The sequence below is a fragment of the Nocardiopsis halophila DSM 44494 genome (assembly GCF_000341245.1).
Lineage (GTDB): Bacteria > Actinomycetota > Actinomycetes > Streptosporangiales > Streptosporangiaceae > Nocardiopsis_A > Nocardiopsis_A halophila.
Map to the genome: position 1 here is coordinate 1 of NZ_ANAD01000013.1, position 23649 is coordinate 23649.

General features: G+C 68.6%; 25 protein-coding genes. 14 read left to right on the plus strand and 11 right to left on the minus strand.

The features are described 5' to 3' along the window. The 7 genes from D450_RS0101375 to D450_RS0101410 all read left to right on the plus strand — a co-directional run. Window positions 1-718: polymorphic toxin-type HINT domain-containing protein (locus D450_RS0101375; protein WP_026128319.1), on the plus strand; the 718-nt coding region annotated here is incomplete at its 5' end. Between the two features lie 60 nt (window positions 719-778). Continuing rightward, window positions 779-1426, plus strand: a complete 648-nt coding sequence (locus D450_RS0101380; protein WP_017536893.1) for a hypothetical protein — start codon at window positions 779-781, stop codon at window positions 1424-1426. Between the two features lie 240 nt (window positions 1427-1666). Next, the gene (locus D450_RS34245; RefSeq protein ID WP_206539647.1) at window positions 1667-2878 is read left to right on the plus strand and encodes a colicin E3/pyocin S6 family cytotoxin; all 1212 of its coding nucleotides are present in this window, start codon (window positions 1667-1669) and stop codon (window positions 2876-2878) included. 32 nt (window positions 2879-2910) lie between these two features. Further along, a complete protein-coding gene (locus tag D450_RS0101395; protein ID WP_017536894.1) occupies window positions 2911-3150 on the plus strand; it encodes a DUF7683 domain-containing protein in 240 nt (79 codons plus the stop codon). An 88-nt stretch (window positions 3151-3238) separates the two neighbouring features. Beyond that, a complete protein-coding gene (locus tag D450_RS0101400; protein WP_152520775.1) occupies window positions 3239-3715 on the plus strand; it encodes a hypothetical protein in 477 nt (158 codons plus the stop codon). A 120-nt stretch (window positions 3716-3835) separates the two neighbouring features. Continuing rightward, complete coding sequence (locus D450_RS29165) at window positions 3836-4087, plus strand: hypothetical protein (protein WP_017536896.1); 252 nt, start codon at window positions 3836-3838, stop codon at window positions 4085-4087. A 22-nt stretch (window positions 4088-4109) separates the two neighbouring features. Beyond that, the gene (locus D450_RS0101410; protein ID WP_017536897.1) at window positions 4110-4625 is read left to right on the plus strand and encodes a hypothetical protein; all 516 of its coding nucleotides are present in this window, start codon (window positions 4110-4112) and stop codon (window positions 4623-4625) included. Window positions 4626-4662: 37 nt separating this feature from the next. On the opposite strand, the gene D450_RS0101415 is transcribed toward D450_RS0101410, so the two are convergent. From D450_RS0101415 to D450_RS0101435, 5 genes are all read right to left on the minus strand, one after another. Then, entirely contained in the window at window positions 4663-5166 is a 504-nt protein-coding gene (locus D450_RS0101415; protein WP_241483015.1) for a hypothetical protein, read from the minus strand. Continuing rightward, the gene (locus D450_RS0101420) at window positions 5159-6541 is read right to left on the minus strand and encodes an alpha/beta hydrolase (RefSeq protein WP_241483016.1); all 1383 of its coding nucleotides are present in this window, start codon (window positions 6539-6541) and stop codon (window positions 5159-5161) included. The genes D450_RS0101415 and D450_RS0101420 overlap by 8 nt, the downstream gene beginning before the upstream one ends. Before the next feature lie 715 nt (window positions 6542-7256). After that, on the minus strand, window positions 7257-7802 hold the full coding sequence (locus D450_RS0101425) for a hypothetical protein (RefSeq protein ID WP_017536900.1): 546 nt from the start codon (window positions 7800-7802) through the stop codon (window positions 7257-7259). Window positions 7803-7945: 143 nt separating this feature from the next. Next, window positions 7946-8338: a hypothetical protein gene (locus D450_RS0101430; protein ID WP_017536901.1), complete on the minus strand. Its 393-nt coding sequence runs from the start codon at window positions 8336-8338 to the stop codon at window positions 7946-7948. Between the two features lie 158 nt (window positions 8339-8496). Next, window positions 8497-9780, minus strand: a complete 1284-nt coding sequence (locus D450_RS0101435; RefSeq protein WP_017536902.1) for a hypothetical protein — start codon at window positions 9778-9780, stop codon at window positions 8497-8499. A 1096-nt stretch (window positions 9781-10876) separates the two neighbouring features. Here D450_RS0101435 and D450_RS35095 point away from each other — a divergent pair. The 6 genes from D450_RS35095 to D450_RS0101460 all read left to right on the plus strand — a co-directional run bounded on the left by D450_RS35095 (window position 10877) and on the right by D450_RS0101460 (window position 15976). Next, a complete protein-coding gene (locus tag D450_RS35095; RefSeq protein ID WP_275041879.1) occupies window positions 10877-11002 on the plus strand; it encodes a hypothetical protein in 126 nt (41 codons plus the stop codon). Between the two features lie 74 nt (window positions 11003-11076). After that, a complete protein-coding gene (locus D450_RS0101440; protein ID WP_017536903.1) occupies window positions 11077-11799 on the plus strand; it encodes a hypothetical protein in 723 nt (240 codons plus the stop codon). A gap of 142 nt (window positions 11800-11941) precedes the next feature. Beyond that, window positions 11942-12415, plus strand: a complete 474-nt coding sequence (locus D450_RS0101445; protein WP_241483017.1) for a hypothetical protein — start codon at window positions 11942-11944, stop codon at window positions 12413-12415. Between the two features lie 613 nt (window positions 12416-13028). Continuing rightward, a complete protein-coding gene (locus tag D450_RS0101450) occupies window positions 13029-13580 on the plus strand; it encodes a hypothetical protein (protein WP_017536905.1) in 552 nt (183 codons plus the stop codon). A 267-nt stretch (window positions 13581-13847) separates the two neighbouring features. After that, window positions 13848-15269 carry a C2 family cysteine protease gene (locus D450_RS0101455; RefSeq protein WP_017536906.1) on the plus strand — a complete coding sequence of 474 codons (1422 nt, stop codon included), beginning with the start codon at window positions 13848-13850 and terminating at the stop codon, window positions 15267-15269. Between the two features lie 23 nt (window positions 15270-15292). After that, window positions 15293-15976, plus strand: a complete 684-nt coding sequence (locus D450_RS0101460; protein ID WP_017536907.1) for a hypothetical protein — start codon at window positions 15293-15295, stop codon at window positions 15974-15976. A 59-nt stretch (window positions 15977-16035) separates the two neighbouring features. On the opposite strand, the gene D450_RS0101465 is transcribed toward D450_RS0101460, so the two are convergent. From D450_RS0101465 to D450_RS0101495, 6 genes are all read right to left on the minus strand, one after another. Further along, entirely contained in the window at window positions 16036-16419 is a 384-nt protein-coding gene (locus D450_RS0101465; protein WP_241483018.1) for a hypothetical protein, read from the minus strand. A gap of 150 nt (window positions 16420-16569) precedes the next feature. Next, window positions 16570-17190 carry a hypothetical protein gene (locus D450_RS0101470; RefSeq protein WP_241483019.1) on the minus strand — a complete coding sequence of 207 codons (621 nt, stop codon included), beginning with the start codon at window positions 17188-17190 and terminating at the stop codon, window positions 16570-16572. Further along, the gene (locus D450_RS0101475) at window positions 17187-18638 is read right to left on the minus strand and encodes a hypothetical protein (protein WP_017536910.1); all 1452 of its coding nucleotides are present in this window, start codon (window positions 18636-18638) and stop codon (window positions 17187-17189) included. Before D450_RS0101475 ends, D450_RS0101470 begins: the two co-directional genes overlap by 4 nt. Window positions 18639-19515: 877 nt before the next feature. Then, a complete protein-coding gene (locus D450_RS0101485; RefSeq protein ID WP_017536912.1) occupies window positions 19516-19911 on the minus strand; it encodes a hypothetical protein in 396 nt (131 codons plus the stop codon). Further along, complete coding sequence (locus tag D450_RS0101490) at window positions 19908-21494, minus strand: hypothetical protein (protein ID WP_241483020.1); 1587 nt, start codon at window positions 21492-21494, stop codon at window positions 19908-19910. Before D450_RS0101490 ends, D450_RS0101485 begins: the two co-directional genes overlap by 4 nt. A gap of 202 nt (window positions 21495-21696) precedes the next feature. Then, the gene (locus D450_RS0101495) at window positions 21697-22449 is read right to left on the minus strand and encodes a hypothetical protein (RefSeq protein WP_017536914.1); all 753 of its coding nucleotides are present in this window, start codon (window positions 22447-22449) and stop codon (window positions 21697-21699) included. Window positions 22450-22625: 176 nt separating this feature from the next. Between D450_RS0101495 and D450_RS0101500 the strand changes: the two genes are divergently transcribed. Next, on the plus strand, window positions 22626-23513 hold the full coding sequence (locus tag D450_RS0101500) for a hypothetical protein (protein ID WP_241483021.1): 888 nt from the start codon (window positions 22626-22628) through the stop codon (window positions 23511-23513). Window positions 23514-23649: the final 136 nt, after the last annotated feature.

Genomic DNA, 23649 nt, shown 5'->3' on the forward strand with positions numbered 1-23649 from the left:
ACCCCAGCCGGTGACCGCGGTCATCGGCTCCTACGGCGACAAGGAGCTGGTCTCCCTCGGCTTCCACGACGGAACGGGGATCACTGGCGCCGGCGGGATCACCGCCACCGGCGGCCACCCCTTCTGGGTCGAGGACGAGCAGACGTGGAAGGAGGCTCGGGACCTCGACCTCGGGGACGAGGTCATCGGCCCCGACGGAGAGGTCTCGCGCGTCACCGCCGCCAGCACCGAGCGGCGTGCGCAGCAGGTCAACAACCTGAGCGTGGCGAACTTCCACACCTACTACGTGTGGGCCGGAAGCGGCGCCGCACTGGTCCACAACTGCAAGCTCAAGGAGCTCAACGGGCCGGGCCGCCCGTTCCAGACCCCGAAGGGGCTGATCTTCAGGGACCGGACCTACAAGGAGGGCGACCAGCACGCGCTCCAGCATGTGCTCGAACACAGCTCCGACTCCTCGCCCAAGGCGATCGAGCGCATGAAGAACGGCCAGCCGCACACCAAGTTCAAGCAGGACGGCAACGCGCTGCAGACACTCAACGACGCCTGGGGCAAGCGCAAGAAGAAGGACGTCCAGAAGTCGACGAACAACGGCAGGACGACCTTCTGGATCCCCATGGACAACACCATCGGTGACGACGGTGAGAAGATCGTCAAGATCGTCGTCGAGAAGGGGAACGAGGTCGTCACCGCCTACCCGGTGAAGAACAAGGGCGACTGAGCCGGTCGCCGGTGAGAGGGCGGCGGTGATCGGGGGTCGCCGCCGGTACGAGGGGGGCCGATGCAGCGGTGCAATGAGTGCGGAACGATCGACCTGGGCAAGGAGTGCGCCGAGCGCACCGGGGAGTGCCTGTGGGTGTGCGGCGAGTGCGGCTCCATCTGGCGCGAAGGCGAGGACCTCGCCGGCCCGGCGTCCGGGGAGACCAATTCCTACGTTCCTCCGCCGGGCGGAGCACAGTTGGCGGAGTTCGTCCCGGTCCCGGCGTCGCCGCACGATCGTTCGGCCTACCCGAAGGCGGTCCGCGCCGTCGGAGACCTGGTCTACATGGGCTCCTACGGCGGGATCATGCTGGGCACGTCCGTGACCGAGGCCCCGTCGCTGCTCGCCTTCGGCTCCGGAGAGGGGCAGTGGACGCCTGAAGAGGGCCCCTTCCGGGTCAGGATCAGCGCCGACCGGGTCGCCGGGATCGAGATCCGTCCGCCCGGCGGTCCGCTGCCCATGCCCGGTGACCTCCCCCCGGGGCCGGACCTGTCCCTGATCAACGTCTCCCTCGCAGAAGAGGCGGTCGCCGATGCTCATGGGTCGTCCGAGCGGGCCGGAGAGTTCATGGGGAAGGTGCGCGTCGACTTCCGGACCCCCGACACCGTGGGCGACCTGCACTTCGTCCGCTACCGCCTCGTCCGCGCCCGGGTTCGTCCAGCGGACTAGACTCGGCGCTCCGACAGGTCGGGAGGGCGCTCAGCAGGTTCGCGGCCGCCGATCCCGGCGGCCCCAAGAGACGAATCCGTCCTCCTCTGGCCAAAAGTGCCGATCTGGGCCCATTCCCCCGCATTTTGGGCCTGGGGACACTATTCCCCTGCTCAGCCCCCCTCATAGGCTGCTGTCCCGCTCCAGCGTCTCTTGCGCATGGGCGGATCTGTAGACGGCAGCCACGGGGGATCACGGGACATGCGTTGGGTGTGGAAGGCCGAACACGGCGGGTTCAAGGTCGAGTACGGGGCCCTGATCCTCCTGGTGGCGACGATCGTCGTGGCCGTGTTCGCGTTCGGGCTGCCCACCCGCACCCAGGAGCTGTACGTCGCCGCCCTGTGCCGTGTCGACCCCGAACGCCAGGACTGCGAACAGTTCGGCGGGGGACCGGGCACCGGCGGTGAGGACTCGGCCGACGGGAGCGACGGCGAGAACGGCGGGCCCCAAGACGGCGGTGACGGAGAGGGCTCCGGAGACGGCGACGGCTCGGCGGACGGGGAGGGCTCCGAAGACGAGGAGTCCGGGGACGAAGAAGGCGGGTCCGTAGACGAGGAGGACGGCTGGGACCCCGCTCTGGCAGAGGCGCTCTACGAAGCCGAGCAGGACCTGGACGATGCCGAGGAGGAGCTGGCGGACGTCGACGATCCCTGGGACGAGCTCCTCGACGTCGTCGGCGACATCATCGGCTACAACGATGCCAAAGCCTGCCTGACCGAGGGCGACCTGGTGGCCTGCCTGTGGACGGTCGTCGGGTTCTCCCCCTGGGGAAAGGGCGCCAAGCTGGTGAAGAACATCCCCAAGATCACCAAGCTCTGGAACCGCTGGCGCAAGGCCAAGAAGCTCAAGAACACGCGCAGGGCCAAGGTCGCCGAGGCTCAGCGCAAATACGATGACGCGTTCAGCGCCTGCGAGGAGTTGGCCGACGCGGCCGTGGACGGCGCGGCCGGCGGCCGTGTCCATCCGGTCACCGCCACGGTGGTCGGCGGAACCCTGGTCCTCGACCCCGCAGCGGTCCAGCCCGCCGACAACCCCCCGGCGGTCGGCCTCGCTCCGCTCGGTCCCTCTCCGGCTCCCCTCCCGCGGTCGGGCTCCGGCTCCATCTCCGAGACGGGGACCTTCCTCCCCGCGGGGAAGAAGGACAAGAAGCCGGCGGCCTGCAACTTCCACCCGGCCCCCTCCTCCCTGTCCGCGTTCCCCAAGGCGAAGAAGGTCAAGCCGAAGACATCGGTACAGGGCGGCGGTAAGAAGCGGGCCCGCTGGAAGGACGACCAGGGCAACATCTATGAGTGGGACTACCAGCACGGCACCGTGGAGAAGTACAACAAGCGCGGGAAACACCAGGGCGAGTACGACGCCACCACCGGTGAGGAGACCAAGCCCGCCGACCCGCAGCGCAAGGTCGAACCGTGACCGTGCCGTGCCGCGCCCTGGGGAGGAGTCGGATGTACCTGACACGCGAGATCTGCGGCTACGACCGGGAGACGGAATGGCAGGTGTGGAGCACGTCCATCGACGAGGAATCAGCGCGCGCTCTGGCCCGGTTCCTCGACACTGAAGGCGATGACGACCTCTTGTTCGTCTACGACCTGGAGGGCGAGCCCCTCCAGGCGGCCGCGCGGCTGGTCGGCTTCGAGATCCGCCCCGGTCTCGACTACACGTTGGAGGCCTCCCAGGGTGCCTGACGACCGGGGTGGAAGGGACAGGATGACGAGGTCTCGCTGCACACCCCGTGGAGGACTGGCCACACCAGCACCTACGATGGCTGACGCGATGAGCCGGACGATCCCCCGGCTGCGCCGAAACCTTCCGGGCCTGCGCACACTCGCCGTCGGGGCGGTGCTCCTCGGCTCCGCCATGGCCTGCGGGGCAGACGCTGACGAACCGGTGGAGCCGGTGCGGCCGTACACCGCTCCCTCGGTCCGAACGGTCAATCCGACCCCGACGTTCGCCGACGGGGAAGAGGCGACGCTGACGATCGCTCAGAGCACTGTGGGTACCATGCTCGGGCTGCGAATCGGTGTCCAGTCCGTGGGCGGAGGCGAGGCGAGCCTCTCGGTCATCGAGGCGGCCCGCGAGGACGGCGAGGGCGAGGGAGTGACCGGTTCCGAGGGCGAATCCTTCGAACTCGATAACGGTTATACGGTCATCATCGACGAAGTCACCGAAGTAGGGACCCCCTCCGACGTCGAGGGTGGCGAGACCGGTTCGGTGACCCTGACGGTGAAGGCCCCCGAAGAGGAGGAGTAGCCGCCTGCTGTCGGGCTGCGAACCGTGGGCGGGGCGAGGTGCTCCGAGGTTTCCGGACAGGGGCCGAACAGGTTCCCTGTACGGCGGGAGCACCACGGAACGGGGAACGGCTCATCCCCCGTGTGGAAGTTCATCGCATCGGCAGGGGTGCGGCGGGTGCTGTCCTCGCACCGGTGGCTCACCGTGGTGCATCTGCCGCGCGACGCCCCTGGGCCCGACACGGTCGAGGCGCTGTGGTCCCAGGTCAAGACCAGGATCGCCGACAGGGCCTTACATGACCTGGCGGAACTGGAGGTGGCGCTGACGACCGTACTGCGCTGGTTCCAGAAGTCGAAGAACCCCTATCCGACTCCGACATCGACAAGGCTCTGAGCTACTTGGACCTGAAGCGGCCATGATCACCAACGAAGCGATGGACCGGCTCCTCATAGAGAGGGGCCCTCTCGGCGACGACCCGCTGCCCGAGCCGCTGCGCGGGGTCGCGGACGCGCCGTGGGGGCGCGGTCCGACCGGGGTCCTCTCTCCCGGTGGACCACCCCCGGACTGGACCTCTGAGGAGCCCGACACCGGCCCTGAGGGGCTGATGGACACCGAGCTGGAGGTCAACGACTTCCGGATCGACGATGAGGACCTGGTGGAGGACCCTTCCTCCTACCTGCAGGCGGCCCTGTCGCGCGGGCTCCGCTTCGCGGCGCTGTGCCTGCGGAACGCAGGAGCACTCCCTGAGGCGCCGGACCTTCGCGCGGTCGTGGCGACCGCGGTCGACGCGGACTTCCTGGTGAGCGGAACGACCGTGCGGTTCTTCCTGCTGCGGGACGCCCTCCCCGGCCGTTACCAGAACCTCGCGCGTTTCACGCTGGAGGCCATGGCCGTGATGGATCCGAAGGACGCGGAACGGATCGCCGGTTAGGCCGCCGACCGGGACCGGTCGGCGGCCGGGGACCCGGTCAGTCGGTTCCGGACGGGTGGATACACGGTGACGTCGCATCGATCGACAGGCCGCCCTGCTTGCTCATCGCGACCGACATCGTGAACCCGTCCTCGTCGTTGACGGCCGTCACGAAGACGTCGTCCGGGCGCAGATCGTCCGTCACCGTGAACCCGCCCTCCTCCCAGTGCTCGACCAGCAGGTCCACATTCTCTTCGTTGTCCTCTTCGGGCAGACCCCGCAGCCAGTACGCCTCGCTCACCGTGATGAGGGGGTCGGTGTCGCACGCGGCGCTGACGCGGCCGTTGCCCACCTCCTCCAGCTCCACCTCACCGGGCAGCGCCTCGACCGCGTCCTGGATGTGCGCGGCCACGCGCTCGCCGGCCTCCGCCTCGTCCAGCGGGCTGCCCGGTTCGGCGTCCTGCCCGCCGCAGGCCGTGGCCACGAGCGCCGCGGCGACGGCGCAGAGGATCCTCGCCGGCCACGGGCCGGGGACGGCGTGTCGTGCGCCCGTCTCATCCACCCGCGACGATCTCTCCGAACTGGCGCAGCTCAACGGTGTCCCGCCCGTTCTCCTGGTTGAAGTACGCGTCATGCTCAGTATCGTCTCCGGTCGTGATCCGCGACACATCGGGGTGGTCCAGGCCGTCGTAGTCGTGGAACCCCTTCAGCGGACTCTTATTGATCCAGTCCTCGTCCGACATCGCGATATGGATGTCCTCGACGCCGCCGTCGAAGTTGAGCTCCTCGACGGGGCCGCCCACCCCGGGGCTTCCGACGAGGATCAGATTGTCGGCGTAGACCCCCGAGTCGTTCTGCGCGGCGTGCCCGACGACCACGGAACCGTAGCTGTGCCCGATGAGCGTGTTGTTCGACGGCTCGCCTTCATGGGTGACCCGAAGACCGTACTGGAAGTCCTGGAGGTCGTCCTTGCCGTCGTCGGCCTTTCCGCCCCAGGGGGCCTGGACCTCGTTCGGGCTGTCGTAGCCGATCCAGGAGATCACTGCGTTCTCGGCCTCCTCGTCGACCCGCGCGGCCGCGTTGCGGACGTTCTCCGCACGGCCCAGCTGTCCGTTGATGGCCGTCCACTCGATGCCGGTCCCCGGGACCAGGGTGGCGACATTGTCCGCGGTGTCGGGGTTCCCGGAGGACACGATGGACCGCCCCTCCTCGGGGTCCAGGGCCAGGATGTAGTGGTCGGAACCCTCCTGGCCGACGGTCCTCTGCAGTTTGGCCATCTCCCAGAGCTCCAGGCTGGGGGCTCCGGGGACGGGGTCGTCCCGGACCTGGGCGAGGTCGTAGTCGAGCACCTCGTCGGCGGTCAGTCCCTCCTCCTCGAGCATCCGCTCGATCTCATCGTCGAGGAACTCGCGGTTGAGCTCGTCGCGGACGTCGGCCGGGATGCCGTCCAGGTCGCGGATGTGCTCGGGCTCCTCCTCCATCACCTCGTCACGCTCCGCCTGGCTCAGGCCCTCCCACCAATCGTTCACCCCATCGGGCTTGGTCTCGGGGCCGGGTGCGAGTTCCGGTCCCTCATCGCCTCCGAACCAGTCGAAGGCCACCGGCTCCACTCGGGTCGGGGCCTGGTCCTCGGACTCTTCGGAGGCGGCCGGCAGGTCCGCGTCCTGCGGTCGCCCCTCCCCGGTCGGGAGGTCGGCGCTCTGGGGCCGACCGGTGTCGTCCTCGGAATCGGAGCCTGCCTCAGGGGTCGCCTCCCCCTCTTCCCGCGGGACCACACGCCGGTCGAGCGGCGCGTCCGCTTCTTCGGGCCCTTCGTCGGAGGCTCCTTCACAGGCGTGCGCACCGGGGTCGGCGACGCACTCCAGGCCGTGGGTGATCAGGCCTCCCACACGCCCCGGGACGTCCACCAGAATGACCGCGCCGATTATTCCCGCCACCAGAAGAACCGTGGCACCGTATTCGATGAAGGAAGCGCCCCGATCTCCTCTTCGTACGAGTCGAAGCATTCATTCCTCTTTCGGGCAACGGGGACGGGCATGCGCTCCCCACGGTGGAGGCTGGGACCAAGGGGGAGGGAATTCACAGGCGCAGCACCGCCCGTACGGACGGCCTCCGCCATCGAGAGAGATCAAGCGCCTCGATGCCCGGCACATTAACGGGGAGGGAAGCCCGGCCACCAGGGCCCACGGACCCAATCGTGAACACATCGCCCCAGGACTCGTCTTCGCACGCCGACAGGCTCGCCCCGCCCCCGTACTGGAAAGATGAGCCAGAGACGCCGTCCGAGCGGCCCGAAGCGGCATCCACCGCCCTGGACCAGGTCGATTTCCTCAGAGCAATCCAGGCCCTCCAGGTCGGGAACGCGGTCGGACACCGAAGCCCATCAGGAGAGATCGCCCCGCCTAAGACCATCTTGGGCCCACGGACCCTATGTCCAGCAATTCCGTGCATTTTGCGGTGTCCGCCCTCGGAAAAGGGCCGACCTCCGGGCAAGGCAAGGTTCGCTCAGAACGCATGACGACGGCCTTCGCCGACGCAGGGGGAAGGCGGGAGGGGACCTGAAGCAGCCGCCTTCCCCGGTTCTCCCTGGTCGGGCCTTGGACCGGCCACCGCCAAGGTCCGGTCGCCCGGCGCCGGGAGCACAGAGACGCGTCAGCGCTTGGGCCACAGGATGCTGTGCGCATAGACGACGGCGACGTCCTCACCGTCCGGCGCCTCCGGCCCCTCCTCGAATCCGTCCTTCGGGAAGACCACGGACACCAGGCGCTGCACCCGGGGCTGCCTCGGGTTGCTGCCATCGCACCTGACGCTGTCGCCGATCTCGTCGTCGCTCTCCTCGTAGTCGAAGACCTCGCGCTCCTCGTCTCCCGGAACCTCTTGCGAGGTATAGACGCCGAGATTGTCCGCGTCGCAGACGACTTCGGCCCCTCCACGCGTGGTGACGAACCGGAGTTTGTACTGGGGGCGGGTGCCCTCCAGCATCCACGCCTGAACGTCCATGTCCGAAGCGTTGTCCGGGATGACGAGCCCGCTCTGCTCCTCGAAGGCCGCCAGAAGTTCGTCCGTGTCACCGTCGATCGGCGAAGGAGAAGGGGACGGACGGTCTCCGGTACCGGGTTCTGACGGCGACGATCCACCGCAGCCGCTCAGAGCCAGTGCCGTGACCCCCGCGACGATGCCGATCACAAGGTGCTTCAACGTCTCTCTCCCCTGACTTCGGAAGGCCCGTCCCTTGAGAGCGGCCGCGGCACCGCATCCGGTGCGACGGATTTGCGGGCACACGGCGTTCAGCCCCCCGTCCAGAGGGGCGTACGGCGACTGGTAAGAGTACATGGAGTGACTCACCCGCCCAGGTAATGGTCGCGAGAGGGCCGGGCGATCAGCAGCACGATGATCCCGATGGACGCGGTGATCTGCACCAGGGCGGCCTCCGGGTAGCCGCTGAGGCTGTAGTCGTCGAACCTCAGGACGCTCCACACGAGGAAGCCACAGGCCGTCAGCAGAATGGCCGCGAAGACGCCCTTGCTTCTCCTGCCCGCCAGCGCGGACAGCAACAGGGCGAAGAATCCAGGGACCGCGAACAGCGCGGCGATCAGTGTGAAGTCCATGTGTGCGGGAAGCGCCAAGTACCAGCCCACCGCTCGGTAGGCGCCCGCGAGGAACAGGGCCGCGAGCAGGATCCTGATCCATCGCAGCGAGGCCGGCGACGAGGCCGGGGCCGATGGGGCGTACATGAGGGGTCTCCAGTAGTGGTCGGCTGCTTGTGCGGTGGATGCCGTGACGGGCGCGTGGCCGTGGCGGTGCCGCCGGCCGGTCACAGACGGCTCCGGCGCCTGCTTGCACGTGATGCTGTGAGCGCGCCCGTCCGTCGCCTATTTCAGCGTCGGGCACCTCACCCTTCTACGGTGGGCAGGTCCTTGTCACCGCGGACCCAGAACTCTTGCGCGGCACCGTGCTGGTGGAGCAGCGCCAGGTCGCTGTGGGAGAACCCCATCTGGTCGGCCTTGAGCCGGTCCACGAAGCCGCTGTCCTCGTCCGCCTCGAAGAGCGGGTCGAAGGCCGTGTCGTCGTTGTCGGGATCGTCGTCCTCGAGGGTCGACGGGTCTCCGCGCTCCCAGCTGTACCACTTCTCCATGTTGATGCTGGTGTCCATGGAGTAGGTCGGTTCACCTCCGGGCTCCTCAGGGGGATAGACGGTGATCTCCCCTTCGAGCCAGTAGTGGAAGCTGCCGATCGCGTTGGCCCAGTCCGGGCTCTCATAGACGAAGTCGCCCCCGTTGACGGCGTCCGGCGGGTACCCCCATCCGACCTGTTGGGTGTGGATCGGGTAGGTCAGCGGTCCGTCCATCCCCCGCCCCTCCGCGTCTGCGAGCACGTCCTCGACGACCTCGTTCTGCTTCCGCTCGATCTCCTCTTGGAACTCGGGCACGTCGGCCAGGAAGTCGTCCATGTCGACGATCATGTCCTCGCCCGAGGCCCCCAGATAGTGCTCGAAGTAGTCCGCGGCATTGGGACGGCAGTACGCCCACTGCTCATCGGAGAACCAGTACCTCGGGTTGCCGCAGGCAAGGCGTGCTCCATCGATCGCGTTCTTGACGCCGATCAAGGTCTCGCACACGCTCTCGCCGGTGTACTCGTGCTCCATGGAGTTGTCGGGGCCGAGTCCGCACCAGAACGGTTTGCCATCGCCGACGCTCTGGAAGTCGTCCCGGGACTCCCGCACGTCCTCCATCTGGACGTACTCTTCAGACGGGTCGTACGCGGGGCTCTCCTCCGGAGGAACGTCTCCACTGGTGGCCAGGTCGTCCTCGCCGTCCTCATCGCCATCGGACCCCTCATCGCCTTGGCCGGGGTCCGAGGCCGGAACCACCTGGTAGGGCCAGGCCGTGTCGTCGTCCGGTACCCGTTCATCGGGGTCGGGGGGCTCGTAGTCGCTCAATGGGACGACGGTCGGGTCCTGAGCATCAGGAACGCCGCTCGCGCTCTGTGTCCCTTCGGTTCCCTCACAGTTCTGAGGATCAGTGATCCGGCACACGCCCGTCCGGTACAAGTCGGCGATCCGCTCCGGGACGCCCACCAACACGACGGCTCCCACGATCGCGCTGACCAGAAGGATGACGCCGCCGTATTCGACGAAGCTCGCTCCCTTATCGACGGTGCGGTTGCGGCCGAGCACGGCTCTCTCCAGTTGTTCACGGGGATGGGGGGGTTGTGACGCTATTGGGAGTGATCACTCCCCCGCGTGGGCCCCGGGACCCAAATCTCTCGCCTTTCGGGCCCAAGTGGGGATCGCGCCCAACCACCTGTGCGTCGGATCACAGCCGCCTCTGTCTCAAGCCGCCGACGGATGACCGCGAAGGAGCGCTGCTATCCCCCTCCTCCTCAAGAGGGCCCACGCCAGGACAGCTACGGCGAGATCGAGGGCGGATGGCCCAAGAACGCCATGGATACCATCGCAGGTTTAGGCGGCTCAGAAGCCGTAGAGCTCACGGTCTCCCCGACGGAGTAGGTCGGGTGTCAGCGCCTGGGAACATCTTTGTCGCTTCTCCAGGCGCATCGCCCGTGGTCTCCCGTCCGTGCTCAGACCCACAGGTTTGGGCCCGTCTATCAGCAGATTGGGCACCGGGACACTGTCCCGCTCATCGTCCTCCCCGAGAGCCTGCTGCGCAGCCCCGGGACCTGTCGACTTGCGCCGTCGGGCTCGCACATCACGGTGAGACATGGAGAATGCGCTGGGTCTGGAGAGCTGAGCACGGCGGCTTCAAGGTCGAGTACGGGGCCCTGATTCTGCTGGTGGCCACGATCGTCACGGCCGTGTTCGCCTTCGGGATGCCCACACGCGTCCAGGAGTTCTATGTGGCGGCCATGTGCCGCATCGACCCCGAACGCGAGGATTGCGAACCGTACGGTGGAGGCCCCGGCACCGACGACGGCTCCCAAGACGACAGCCAGGACACGGAAGGCTGCTCTACGGCGAGGACATCGATCCCGTCAGCGCCGTCACAGCTCCCGATCCAATCGGAGACGGCTCCCTGGTTGAGGCGCCGCCCCTCAGTGTCGCATCCACCCCTGCCGCAGCACCTGCCGACACGCCTGACAGCGGTAGGAGCGACGCCTGCGAACGACCACCGGACAATCCGGCGACGAAAAAGGTTGACGGCCTCAAGAACGAGATCGCCGAACAGTTGCCCGATGCAACTGTGAAGCCTGCCAAGACCGGTTGGGTTATCAAGGTTCTAACAGGAAAGAACAAGTCCGTCACAATCCGTGTGATGCAGGACGGCAAGGGAAACGCACGGGAAGGCGAAACCTACTACCGCGTCAGTGTCGAGAACAAGGGAGCCGTCGGCAAGAGCGGCAATCCGTCGAGTGATCGCGCGGCGACGCACATCGACTGAGACGATAACTCACTTGCCGACATCACCGACACCGTCAACAAGTACAAGAAGTGATCCGGGGAAGCGGGCATATTATGGAATCGACCGAGGTACTGGGAGCCGTCTGGGCCGGCCAGATCGAGTCCGTCAGACTCGACGTGCTGGCCCGGCGGGTCACGTTGTCGATCGTGGTCGTGGACGGCTCCCGTCCCGCCGGGGAGGCGACCAGCGCTCACCAGCTCGTCTTCCACGGAGTATCCTCCTTCCACTGGTTCGACATCGTCGAGGGTCCATGGCTGCGCGTTGAAGCGGCCGAGATCTATGCGGAGCGGCTCGCCGGCGGCCACCGGGTGAGCATCTGGTTGAACGACGACGACAATCGACTGGTGGTCGACACAGCAGAAGCCACACTTGACGGGGTTGCGGTCCTCCCCCGCGACTCGGCGGATGTCCCCGCGGTCCCGGCCCCTTCCCCGGATGCCCGGCCCGGAGCGCTCGGCGGCCTGTGGGGCGGCCGCTTCGAGTCACTCCACATCGATCTGCCCGCGAAGCGGGCGTCGCTCTCCCTGCTCATCGAGCCCGTGGGCGACAACCCGCTCACCGGTCCCACCTCTCATCTGATCGTCCTGCAGGAGGTGTCGAGCCTTCGACTCCTCGCCGCGGACGAGGCACCCCGGGGAGAGGTGTTCGTCAGCACGATCCAGGGACAGACCACTGAGGAGGGTTGTCGACTCGACTTCTTCTTCGATCCCCCAGGTGACCGACTCGAGGTCCATTCCGCATCCGCACTGGCGGACTTCGGGAAGCTCACGCTCTAACCCAACGAATGTATACGGCTCTTTTTACTGACAGCACGCCATCGGCTTCCGCGGAGTCAAGCTGATCTGCCCGAAACGCAGAGTGGGAACGCGAGTATCCGTTCCCTTCGGCAGCGGGGCGTACCACCGTCACGATTCACGGATGCGAAGGACGAGCATGCACCGGATCGAGATCGCGTCGTTCCTCAAGTCCTCTGAAGGCGCATTCGTCCCTCCCGATCAGTGGGAGGGAGGCGTCGAGGACCCGGACTACGTCGAAGGCGCCGTCGCTCTGACGATCGACGGCATCCCCCTGCTCGACACCGAGCTCTGGGACTACGTCGACCAGCTCTGGGCCTACATCCTGACCATGCTCACCGACCTGCGCACGGAGTGGCGGGTTCGCACCTACTTCCCCGACCAGCCGATCGAACTCGTGCTCCAGAGGACCTCTCCGGGGCGCCTCTACGTGTCCGCCAGGGTCGACGATTCGGACGTGCGCAACGCCCACGTCGATGAAGCGGAGTTCACAGGGGCGCTCGTCGAAGCCGCCGAGGCGTTCTTCACGGGGATGGAGCGCATCCTCCCGGGGGCGTACTCGACTGAAGCCCGGCAGCTGGCAGCCCTGCGGACCTGACCCGCATCTGCTTCCGCTCGCCGCCCACGGTCCCGTGCCGGCCCTGCACTCCGATGCCCCGGCGAGCCCCGGAGAGGCATTCGTGCACGGGACCCGCCCGGTCGGGAAGTATCGGATTGCGCTTCGGTCTCGTTTTCGCCTCGGAGATCCATCGACTCGGATCACATTCCGGCTTCACTGCGGCGGAATTCGCGATGATCGGTCGGTGAGCGGAGGGCGGCGCCCGCCGGACCGCCCCTTCCGCATCTCCCTCCGACATGGAGGAGCGCAGCTCAAACCGAGGACGAGGTCCCAATCGGACCCAAATCCAGCAGCCCCATTTGGGACCTCTTGGGCCTTCTATCCCTCTTGTCGGCCTGCTTAGCCTCATAGTGCGAGTACTGAAAGCCGGACGGCAGGGACCGCTTCCGTCCACAGCCCCCTGCCCCCGGGACCGGCGCCTTCCCCGCTCCTCGTCGGCGATCCGTCGGCGTGACCGCGCCGCCCTCTCCGGCCGCGTGCCGTGGGCCCGCCCCTTTCGGGGTAGGGGTCCATCGCGCTCCGCGGTCGAGGCGGTGCGGCGTGCGCACGCGGGCAGGGTGCCCTGAAGGAGCGGATCGGAGGATCCCCGAAGATGGGCAAGTTGAGGGGCGCTGGGTGCATTACCGTCTTGGTGGTCGCGGGGGTGGCCTCCGGCGTCTATTACTTCGCAGCCCCTCCGCCCGAAGGAGTGCTGACCGAGGAGCGCGCCGACGAGCGCACGTCGCAGTACATCGCCTCGGCGGTCCGGTCCCTGCCCGGAGACTCCACCATGGACGAGAGTGCACTCCTGCCGGCCGTGAGCGCTCCCTGCAAAAGGAATGAGCAACAGGTCTCCAAGAGCTACCGGGTGGCGACCGGCTCCGATGAGAAGAAGGCCGAGGTTGCCGACGCTCTTGTCGACCATTGGGGGAACCGGGGGTACACGCTCCAGGAGGACATGCGTCCAGACGAGATGTACGTCCGGTTCCGCAACGATGACGGGTTCCGTCTGTCCCTCAGCAACTCGTCCGCTGAGAACAAACTCGCCATCAGCGCAAGCTCTCCGTGCTTCGGCCCTGAGGCCGACGGCGGAAAGGGAATCCCGGTGGTGACCGACATGTGGTCCAGGGTGCGGTCCGCGATCGACGGCATCGGCGAGAAGTGAGCGCTTCCTATGGCGAGCGCCCCTTGCTCGCCTGATGCGTGGACTCGGCGGATACGACCAGGACAACGGCCGTGACGAGGAGGAGCCTGTCCGTGTCGATGGGCCCGTCGTCGCCAATGGGGCCCTAAAGCCGCAGCCGGAGCGTCACAGAGTGAACTTGGGCCCCGGGGCCCTAGGACGGTCACGCACGAGTGGCTAGCGTTCTCTCCAGCCCACATCCCCCACCACCGCCCGTGTCGGCGGTTTCCGAACCGACAGGTGGTCCCTGTGCTCCCCCGACGAGACCCCGGCGACCGCGGCGCCTCCTTCGTGGAATACGGCGCCGTCGTCCTCCTCGTGGCGGCGATCGTCGTCGCCGTCTTCAGCGCGGGCGTCCCCGGACGTGTGGCCGGGCTCTTCCAGACCGGGCTGGACCGCATCGGTGATCCGGCCGGCAGCGCAGACGCAACGCAACCGCCTGAGCAGGGCGGAGACGAACCCGAGCAGTGGAACCAGGCCGCACCCGACCAGCAGGGCGGCTCCTCCGGCTCCGATTCCGGTTCGGAGTACGACCCGGCGCCGCCCCCGGGGCACCCGGCCGGTCCGCCCGCTCCCGAGTCGCGGGGGGCCGACCCGGACGACGCCGATCCCGACACGGTCGACGCCGCCGTCGAGGACCTGGACGAGTGCCTGTCGAGATTCAGCCCCGAAGACGAAGTCCCCTGGATGGTCTCCAGCTGTGCGTGGGAGGTCTTCCAGGACCTGAGCCACGAGGAGTTCGGGGCCGTCGTCAGGGACATGTCCGAGGAGGACCTGTACCGGCTGTTCGAGACCGGGCCGGTGCCCCTCGAGCAGGACTACTTCGACTGGCTGGAAGAGGTCCGGCGCACCGCTGATCTCGACACACTGCGCAAGCTCGACGACTCCGAGGCCTACTTCTTCGTCGAACCCGACTTCTCCGACGTGGGCGGAGACCCGGCCGCCGGGAACTCGCCCTCATCGCTGAGCTACGGCGAGCTCGACGACTACTCGCTGTTCGCCTCCGGCGACGACGCCGTGGACTGGGAGCATGTCGATCAAGGTGCGTTGGGCGACTGCTGGCTGATGGCGACCATGGGGGCGATGGCGGTCCAGGACCCCGGAGCGATCGAGGACATGATCCAGGAGAACGTCAACGGCACGTTCACGGTGACGTTCCCGGGCCAGGATCCGATCACCATCACTCCGGACCTTCCCCTCGACGCCGCCGGCAACCCGGAGTTCGCCTCCTCCAACGAGGAGCCGCCGGTCATCTGGCCCGCCGTCCTGGAGAAGGCGTACGCACAGATGAACGGCGGAGACTACTCCCGCCTCGAGAACTGGCACCCCGGTGCCGCCATGACCACGTTCGGCGGCGACGCGACCGACTATGCGCCCGACGACTGGGTCCCGCCCTGGGAGGACGTCACCATGGACGGCCTGGCGGACAAGTTCGAGTCCGGCGAATCGATCACCCTGTCCACCCCGCTCGACGGGGAGGACTCCGCCCTCGTCGACGACGAGGAGGATACGCTCGTCTCCGCCCACGTCTACTTCGTGTCGGACGTGGACCGGGAGGCCGGAACCGTCACGGTGCGCAACCCCTGGGGGTCGGAGACCGACGACATCGTGCTGGACATCGACCAAGTGAACGACAACTTCGCCGCCTTGCACGCGGCCGACCTCGGATGACCCGGGAAAGGAGAGGAAGCGCCATGGCCTCGTCCACGATCGGCCGTGCCGCCTCGGCACTCCTGGCCGCCGCGGCCGCGGCAACGCTCGCGGTCGGCTGTACCGAGGACGGGCCCGAGGAGCCGGACGGCGACCTGCCGGCGGACTACCTGTACATCTCCCAAGGCGCCCAGCACACCGAGGACGACCTGTCCATCGGGGTCGGCAGCATCTCCGACGGAACGGCGGCCCTGCACATCGGGGCCGATGACATCGACGGCACGGAGGTGGTCAAGGCCGGCGCCGGGGACACGGTCGAGGCCGGTCACCGCACCATCACCGTGCACCGCGTCGATGAGGGCGACCGGTCCGAGGAGGGGGTGGCCCTCACCGTCGACGACGGGGAGGAGGGGGACGGCGGTGGCGGTCCGGAACCGACGGCCTCGGAGGACGCCTCGCCCCGGCCCTCGGACGACGCCGCCTCAGGGGATCCGATGGACGACCCTGCGGTGTTCGCCGCACTCCCCGGCCGCAGGACGACCAGGGACGGCGTGACCTTCGCGCTCGGCTCCTCCCAGGACGGGGTCGCACGCCTGCTCGTCTCGGCCGAGGGGCACGAAGACGAGGAGATCGAGGGCGAAGCCGGCGACGAGATCGATGTGGCCGGGCGGACCGTCGGCATCGTCGAGGTGCGCACGCACTCGGTCTTCTTGAAGTTCGCAGACTGACCACGGTCGAGGACCACGGGCGCACCGGAACGGCCCCGGCGCTCGCCCGCGCGCCGTCCTCACCGGCGCCGCGCACCCGCGACCGCGCCTCCGACGGAGCCGAGGAGGCCGGCCACCGCATGGGCGGCGGCGATCGGCGGAGCACCGGCCCCGCTGAAGAACAGAGCGAGCACCGCCGCGACCGCCGCCGCCGGTCCGCACAGTCCCGCCACCGCCGCGGCCGGAGGCCGCACCCCTGCCCTCCTACCGGCCACGGCGGCACCCAGGCCCGACACGGTGGCGGTGAGCAGCATCAGGGCCGCAACGCTGAGGACGTCGAAGACCGATACGGCCCCTGCTCCGCTCCTCCCTTCCGGAAACGCCGCTTCGGAGGGCACCGGCCGGTTCATCGCCACCCCTTGCGCGCCCACCGCCCCGATCAGGGCGTAACCGAACAACGTCATCGCAAGTCCCCCTGCGAAGACCGCGGCGCACCACCCCAGCGGCCTCACGTCGTTCTCCTTTCTTGTCGTCCGTCCCCGGGTCCGTGGGGCCGTCCCGGCACGCTCACGCACCTCCACAAGGCGCCGGCTCGGGCGGACGCCCCCGTGGCTTCACAGCAGGGCAAGAGACTCTTGGAGCTCCTGGGCCCCGCCCTCAGGCTCCTGTCCGTCGCGCCAGCTCACCCGCACCAGGTACATGTCACGGTCGCGGTGCAGGACGAACGCCGCCCCGGCGCACTCCCCGCCCTCCTCAGAGCACGTGTAGGTGTAGTCGATCCGGCGCGCGGCCTCGGCGCCCTCCACCACGATGTCCTCGGGCTCCTGGGCGGAGTAGTCGTCCCAGCGCACCTCCTGGGCCGCCCGGGCGATGCCGATCCCGGCCTCGATGGTGCCCACCTGCCCCTCGAAGGCCTGGAGGTACAGGCCCGCGTCCCCGCCGTCGGCGGGGGCGGCCGTGTAGAGCACGGGGTCGGTCTCCTGCATCTCTTCGTCTTCGGCGACCTGTGCCTCCCACCCGTCGGGCGGGTCCAGGGCGACCGGCACACCGTCGACGACGGGGGCGGTGCCCCCCTGAGGCGTGCACGCGACGGCGAGGACCGCCGCCGCGACCGCACCCGGCAAGGCCAGTGTTGGGCCGCCCCGGTGGGGCCGGCCGACCCGGCCGGCCGGCCCCACCGGGTGGGCGGAACGGGAACGGCGGTCCACTCGCGGCCAGAGGGTTCGGCGGATCATTCGGCCTCCTTGGACAGGCAGTCGGGGAACTCCAGGAACGAGCGCGTCCCGTCGGGCCGCGGGGCTCCCAGGAACTCGGCCTCGACCGTGTGCGCCTCGGACGATTCGGTGGACAGTTTCAGCCCCAGCCCCATGCCGAGGGCGACCTTGCCGCCGAACGCCGAGGCATCGGTGCTCTTCTCCTGCACCGTGTTGGAGACCGTGGCCTTGTCGTAGAGCAGGTCCTCGAACGGACCGCCCTCCTCCGGAGGGGCGTCCAGCAGGTCGTCTCCGTCTCCGAAGAGCTGGCTGAAGGCCATGGCCGGCATGCCGGTGAGCCCCTTTTCCTCCAGGTACCGGTCGGCGACCGCCCGTTCCTCCGGACTGTCGAGTTGGACGGTGGTCCGGGTCTCCTGCAGGAGCGCGTCGGCGTCCTTGTCCTTCAGCCCGCCCTTGCCGTTCTTGCGCTTGTTGCCGAGCCGGTCCTTGTCGACGATCGAGGAGTCCACGGTGGTGGTGTACACGATCTCCACGGGTTCACCGGCCTCGTTGCGCATCACCCGGACCGCTCCGGACCAGTTGTGCAGGTTCTCCGCGCCCGCCCCGCCGATCTCGGTCCCCACCCCGACCTGGCCGTCCACCTGGTACGTCGTTCCGGTCAGGGGGTCGTCCGGGTCCCGGGTGTCGGTCCGTACCGCCACCTGGCCGCCGACGCGGACCTTGCCGTTCAGACCGGTTCCGGTGTCCCAGTACTGCTCTGCGGTGGACGTCTTCACCCGTGCCCCTGCCTCGGCGTTGGCGCCCGCCTCCAGACGCAGGGTGGCCGTGCTGATGCCGGGATCGGGGATCTCCGGTGGCGGGTTCAGGGCGTAGTACAGGGCCGATCCCGGATTCCGCGCCATGCTGTCCATGGCCGTCTGGTTCTCGATGATGTCGTCCTTGAAGGACTCGGCCTCGGCCCGGTTCCCGAAGACCCAGGTGTCCCCCACTCCGGCCTTGAGGTAGGCGCCGACCTTGGCCTCCGCCCCCAGACGCATGTTCCTGCCGCCCTCGGTCCTGACCTCGAAGGCCTTGCCCTCGACCCCCAGTTCGGCGTTGTGCGGCATGAGCGTCATGCGGTACGTGCCGTCGGCCATCTGCTGTTCCATGAACGCGTACTCTTCGCCGAACTTGAAGATGCCGACGTAGAGCGAGTAACCGGCCTTGTCCTGCGTCTGCAGCACCTCGCAGCGCGGAGGCAGGTAGTCCTCGTCGTTCGGCGCGTCGGCCTGGTCGCCGTCGGCGGGGAGGGAGCAGTCGTCACCGCCGCTCACCAGGCACAGCCCGTACTCGGCGAGGCCCGCCACGCGCCCGGGCACCCCGGCGACGGCGATCGCGCCCACGAGGGAGGCCACCAGCAGGACGAGGGCCGCGTACTCGGTGGCCGCCGCCCCGGTATCACCGCCCGGTCCCCGTATCCCCGCGCCCATCGGAACCTCCCGCCCCCGTTCCTCGGAGAAATACCGAGCGGGAGAGAGATTAGGGGGCCAGGCCCGGGAACATCAGTCCCAAGAAATGCCTTGCAAAGGTGGGCCTGAACTGGGCCCAGAGGCGGACGGGTAGCGCGGAGCGCCGGACGATGAATGGGCATCGCCCCTGGTAACAGCTCCACAGTGGGCGTTCAAGGAAGAAGGAGGGGGCCCAGGGATTCTAGGCCCGAACCCGGAATTCCATGGTGAGGACACCTTCGCCTGCGCAACCATTCCCCCGGCATTCACCGTTATTTCGCCCCGCCGGGCGCCCTCCGGATCAGCCGCGCGTGCGGCCGCCGAAGCCGGCACCGAAGGCGACCGCGAAGGCCACCGCCAGCCCCGCGCCGAGGGCCGGATTGTCCAGAGAAACCCCCAGGGCGACCCCCATGGCCAGTCCGAGAATGACCCCGCCTATGGTCCGACGTCGTCCTCTACCCACAGCCCACTCCCTTACGTGCCGACCTTCACCGGTTTCGACGCAGAAGGCAGGGATCCGGCTCCCTCCACACGGCTCAGGCGTCGCCCTACGCGCATTGCCGCCCACGCCCCACGCGGACACGATGGGGCCCATGCGGGTCCTTGGACCCTAATCATCCCAGAATGGGGTACACCACCCCTCCGGGGTGGCCTCAACCTGCCAATTCCCGACGGCCCCGGCTCCGGATGAGGGCCGGAGGGGCTCCGGGCGCTCAGCGCACAGAGGAGCGGCGGGGCCCGAGNNNNCCGGCTCCGGATGAGGGCCGGAGGGGCTCCGGGCGCTCAGCGCACAGAGGAGCGGCGGTCCCCGAGCGACGACGGGGCGTCAGCCGCTCGGGGGACTGCGCGAAAAGGGGCGTCAGCGTGACGCGAGGCGCATGGGCGCCCGGGCAGGGCGCATGAGGAGGTAGACGAGCAGGGCGCCGGCGACGGAGCAGACCGCCTGCGCCACGTTCATCGCCGCTTCGGTGCCGACGACCGCGCCGAGCACGGCCCCCGCCACCGTGTGAATCGCCGGGAGCGCCAGGACGACCACGGCTCCGCCCACCGAACGCAGCTCGTCGCGTCCGTGGACCAGGCCGGCGGCCAGCGCCATGAGCGCCGTGATCACCGCGTGCGGGAGCGCGAACCAGACGTACTCGCCGATGTCGTCCTGGAGCATCTCCAGGGGGACGAGGACGGGGATGAGCGCGGTGGCCAGGGTCCCGAGCAGCCACACGCCCGCGGCGGCTCCCAGCGCGGCAGCGACCTTCACTGGCCCTCCTCCTCGCTGTAGTCGTCGGACAGGCAGTCAGCGTAATCGATGAACCTGCGGCCGCCCTCGTTCGGCGGTTCCAGCATCAGGGCCTGCTTGGTGTCCTTCTCCTCCAGCTCCCAATTGACCGAGGCGCCGAACTGCATGCCCAGTTTGACCTGGGCGCCGAACTCCCCCTGGTCGATCTTCTTGTCGGAGGCGTACTGCCAGGCGGTGCCGCGCCGGTAGAAGATCTCGTCCCAGGGGTCGGCGTCGGGCCCCGGCTCCTCGAGGACCCTGCCGCCGTTGTCCTCCTCGTCCAGTTGGTTGGCCATCGCGTTGGTCGCGTAGGGCGGTGGTGCCAGGCCGTACTCGTCCAGCAGCTGTTCTGCGGCGGCCTGTTCCTCAGGGGTGTTCTCGAAGTCCACCTGGACCATCTGCGTGACGCTGTTGGCCTCGCCCGTCCCTACAGAGCCGTTTCCGCCGTTCTCGACGTCGTTGCCCTTGCCCGTCTTGTTGCCGACGTTCTTGTCCACGCCGAACGAGAACTTGCCCTCCGCTCCCGCGATGTAGCGGATGTTGGCGATCGAGCCGTCCTCGTTCCGCATGATGCGGGTCCCGCCGTTCCAGCTGATGGACCCGTCGGCGTGTGCGGACAGAGCGGTCGCACCGAGGCTGCCTTCGGCCGTCCAGCTGTAGGTGTCGGACTTCTGGATGTTGTCCGGATCGGTGTACCAGGTCGCGTGGTCGCGGGTCCGCGACGCGGTGAAGGAGCCCTCGGCCCCCAGGTTCATCGTCCAGGCCCCGCCGTCGCCGTCCTTCCTGCGCTTCTCTCCAGGGCCCGCCCAGGCACCGGCGCTGCCCGCCACCTCGGCCTCGATGCCGACCGTCGTGGTGCGCACGTCCGGGTCGCGCTCGATCTCCGGGTAGTCGTACACACCGATCCAGTCTCCGAAGCGGAGCATCCCGTCGGCGGTGGGGTTCATGGTCCTGCTGGTCTCCATGGCGATGGCCTCGTTGACCTCCTCCTCGAACTCCTCGAACTCGTTTTCGTCCTCGAAGATGTAGGTCATCCCCGAGCCGAGCTTGACGCCCGCGCTCGCCGAGACGCTCGCGCCGGCGTGCGCCGACTCCCCGGCGCCGAAGTCGAAGCCCGCCCCCGCGGTGGCCTTCGCCGACGACGTCGGCAGGAAGGTGATGACGATCTTGCCGTTGGACAGGTCCTCGCGCGCATAGGAGTACTCCTGGCCGAACTCGAGGAAGGCGATGGTGACCGAGCCCCCGTAGGTCTGCTTGGACCCCTGCTTCACGCAGTACGCGGGCGTGTAGTCGAAACCGGGCTCGGGCTCGATCCAGTCGTCCTCGTCCTGCGCCTGGTCGTCGCCGTCCTCGCACTCCCCGCCCATTCCGGCGGCCTCTTTGATGCGGCACAGGGCCGAGCTGAACAGGTCCCCGGTCCTGGCAGGGGCCACGACGGCGACACTGCCCGCGATGGCCGCCACGCACAGGATGAGCGCGGCGTACTGGGCGAAGGACGCCCCCCGGTCGTCTCGGGCCGTCCGGCCCCTGCGCCGTGGTGGTGGAGCATTGCGCGCCGCGCTCATCGAACGGCCCCCCGGGCGGACACACCTGCCGGGTCGCATCGTCGGTTCGTGAGGAGAGGCATTGGGCGAAAGTACGACCGGAGAGCATCGGGCGAGTAGAGCCCACAAACCCAACTCTGGGCCCAGGAAAGGCCCACTGACCGTCGCCGCCCCGCCGCCGGCGCCTCACCCGGCGTTCATCCGCCTCTGCGAGAGGGCCGGGTCATCCGCACGGCATGGACGGCTGTTCGAACAGCTCCACCCCGTGCCAGTCGTCGCCTTCGGCGTAGCACAGGCGCCCGGGAACGGAGTCCGCCGGCGGTTCGACCGTGTGGCCCCAGAGCTCGGCGGGGGTCTCGTAGCGGATGTAGCGGCCGGTGAGCCCGTCCTCATGGACCTGCGCACCGTCCTCCTCGGGGACCCCGGCGATCGCGACGGAGAAGTCGGCCGTCGGCTCCTCCGGAGTCAGCTCGGCGAGGACCTCCCCGTCGGCGGCCGTGTAGGAGGTGAATCCGCCCCCTTCCTGGTCCTCCTCCTCATCGGGCACCAGGACGGTGAAGTCCTTGCTGTGAACGAGATAGGCGCCCTTGTCGTACAGATAGGCGGCCGTTCCGTCGAATACGACGTCGTCTCCGGACCGCTCCGCCGAGGTGAAGGTGATGCTCAGGCGCGAGGTCCAGTCGACGGCGACCGCCCCGTTGTCCCCGGCCGGCTCGGAGAGCCGGCCGCCCGTCAGCAGCTCGATGGTGTCGTTGGCGGTGGCCTCCGTACGTACGAGGCCGACCTCGAGGTCTCCGCCGACGGGCCCGCCCCGCTCGCCCCGGTCCGTCGCTACGCCGTCGAACCGGCCGGGGCCGTCCTCGGTCCCGTCCCACGAGGGAGCGGCCTGCCCCTCGTCGCCGTCCGGCGGGCTGACGCAGCCGGTGAGCAGGAGGACCGGCAGAAGCAGAAGGGCCTTGGGAAAGGTTCCGTTCATCGGCAGGACTCCGGCTTTCACGGTCTCTCAGGGGGAAGGGCACCGCAGTCTAACGCACGGCACCGTCCGGAAAGCGGCGAGTGCCCGGGGCTCCGGAGTGACCTGACGGACCCTGGCCGGTATGGGACACGGCCGCATTCCCCCCGCTCGAATCGCTCGGTTAGGCTCCAGGAACTATGAGAACTCCCGTCCCCCGGACCGCCGTGCTCCTCGCGACGGCACTACTCGCCACCGCCTGCCAGAGCGGCGGCGAAGAGGACCCCTCCGAGCCCGCCCCCTCCCCCGTCGCGCCGGCGGCGATGGACGACGTCGAACTCCCGGACGCCCCCGAGGACCTCGCGGCGCTCGTCGAGGAGCGGATGCAGGAGGCCCTCTCCGTCGAGGTGACCATGTCGGTCGAACCCGAGGAGGGCGAGGAGGAGGGCGCCTCCATCGAGGACGTCACCATGTCCATGCTCTTGACCGATCCTCCGTCGGCGCAGATGACGACCGTGGACAAGAGCGGCGAGGAACCGGAGACCGCCCACACCGTGGTGTCCGAGGGCGTGACGTACATGATGCTGGAGGGGGAGCCGCTCGTCGGGGAGAAGGACTGGATGCGGCTCACCACCGAGGAGATCGACAGCGCCGAGGAGGAGCTGGGCCCGTTCGCGGAGATCTTCCGGGTCATGCACAAGGAGGTCAACGACTCTCTGGAGCAGGCCGCCGGGAACTCCAGCATGGACGTGGTGGCCTTGGGCGAACTGGACGGGGACCCGGCCGCAGAGGACGGGGAGGACGGTCCGGTCACCAGGTACACCGGGACCACGAAGACGAGCGACCTGGCGGACAAGGGCAACGACGACTTCAAGAACGCCGTCGACGCCGGCCTTGAAGAAGTGGAGTGGGAACTCGCTGTGACTCCGAAGGGCCTGCCGGAGGAGTTCACCGTCCAGATGGCCACGCCCGACGGCGAGGAAGCGATCAGCACCGTCCACTACAGCGCGTGGGGAAGCGATCTGGAGATCGCTCCTCCGCCCGAGGACAACACGGGGAGCATCCAGGACAGCCTCGACAGCGCTTGACGGGTCGGGGGGCGGTACGGGTCGTTCTCGTCGGTTTTCGAGGGGACCGGTGGCGTCGGCACCGAAACCCGGCCGGGGAGAACGCCGAGGCGGGGCCTGAGGCGTCTGGAGACCGGACCGTCCGGATCCGGTGAGG

Bases quoted from the DNA above. Each gene is read 5' to 3' on its own strand.
- D450_RS0101495 (WP_017536914.1), bottom strand. From the start codon at position 22,449: ATGAACGGAACCTTTCCCAAGGCCCTTCTGCTTCTGCCGGTCCTCCTG.
- D450_RS0101445 (WP_241483017.1), top strand. From the start codon at position 11,942: ATGCGAAGGACGAGCATGCACCGGATCGAGATCGCGTCGTTCCTCAAG.
- D450_RS0101450 (WP_017536905.1), top strand. From the start codon at position 13,029: ATGGGCAAGTTGAGGGGCGCTGGGTGCATTACCGTCTTGGTGGTCGCG.
- D450_RS0101465 (WP_241483018.1), bottom strand. From the start codon at position 16,419: ATGACGTTGTTCGGTTACGCCCTGATCGGGGCGGTGGGCGCGCAAGGG.
- D450_RS0101460 (WP_017536907.1), top strand. From the start codon at position 15,293: ATGGCCTCGTCCACGATCGGCCGTGCCGCCTCGGCACTCCTGGCCGCC.
- D450_RS34245 (WP_206539647.1), top strand. From the start codon at position 1,667: ATGCGTTGGGTGTGGAAGGCCGAACACGGCGGGTTCAAGGTCGAGTAC.
- D450_RS0101500 (WP_241483021.1), top strand. From the start codon at position 22,626: ATGAGAACTCCCGTCCCCCGGACCGCCGTGCTCCTCGCGACGGCACTA.
- D450_RS0101380 (WP_017536893.1), top strand. From the start codon at position 779: ATGCAGCGGTGCAATGAGTGCGGAACGATCGACCTGGGCAAGGAGTGC.
- D450_RS0101400 (WP_152520775.1), top strand. From the start codon at position 3,239: ATGAGCCGGACGATCCCCCGGCTGCGCCGAAACCTTCCGGGCCTGCGC.
- D450_RS0101430 (WP_017536901.1), bottom strand. From the start codon at position 8,338: ATGTACGCCCCATCGGCCCCGGCCTCGTCGCCGGCCTCGCTGCGATGG.
- D450_RS0101490 (WP_241483020.1), bottom strand. From the start codon at position 21,494: ATGAGCGCGGCGCGCAATGCTCCACCACCACGGCGCAGGGGCCGGACG.
- D450_RS0101410 (WP_017536897.1), top strand. From the start codon at position 4,110: ATGATCACCAACGAAGCGATGGACCGGCTCCTCATAGAGAGGGGCCCT.
- D450_RS0101470 (WP_241483019.1), bottom strand. From the start codon at position 17,190: ATGATCCGCCGAACCCTCTGGCCGCGAGTGGACCGCCGTTCCCGTTCC.
- D450_RS0101440 (WP_017536903.1), top strand. From the start codon at position 11,077: ATGGAATCGACCGAGGTACTGGGAGCCGTCTGGGCCGGCCAGATCGAG.
- D450_RS35095 (WP_275041879.1), top strand. From the start codon at position 10,877: ATGCAGGACGGCAAGGGAAACGCACGGGAAGGCGAAACCTACTACCGC.
- D450_RS0101475 (WP_017536910.1), bottom strand. From the start codon at position 18,638: ATGGGCGCGGGGATACGGGGACCGGGCGGTGATACCGGGGCGGCGGCC.
- D450_RS0101395 (WP_017536894.1), top strand. From the start codon at position 2,911: ATGTACCTGACACGCGAGATCTGCGGCTACGACCGGGAGACGGAATGG.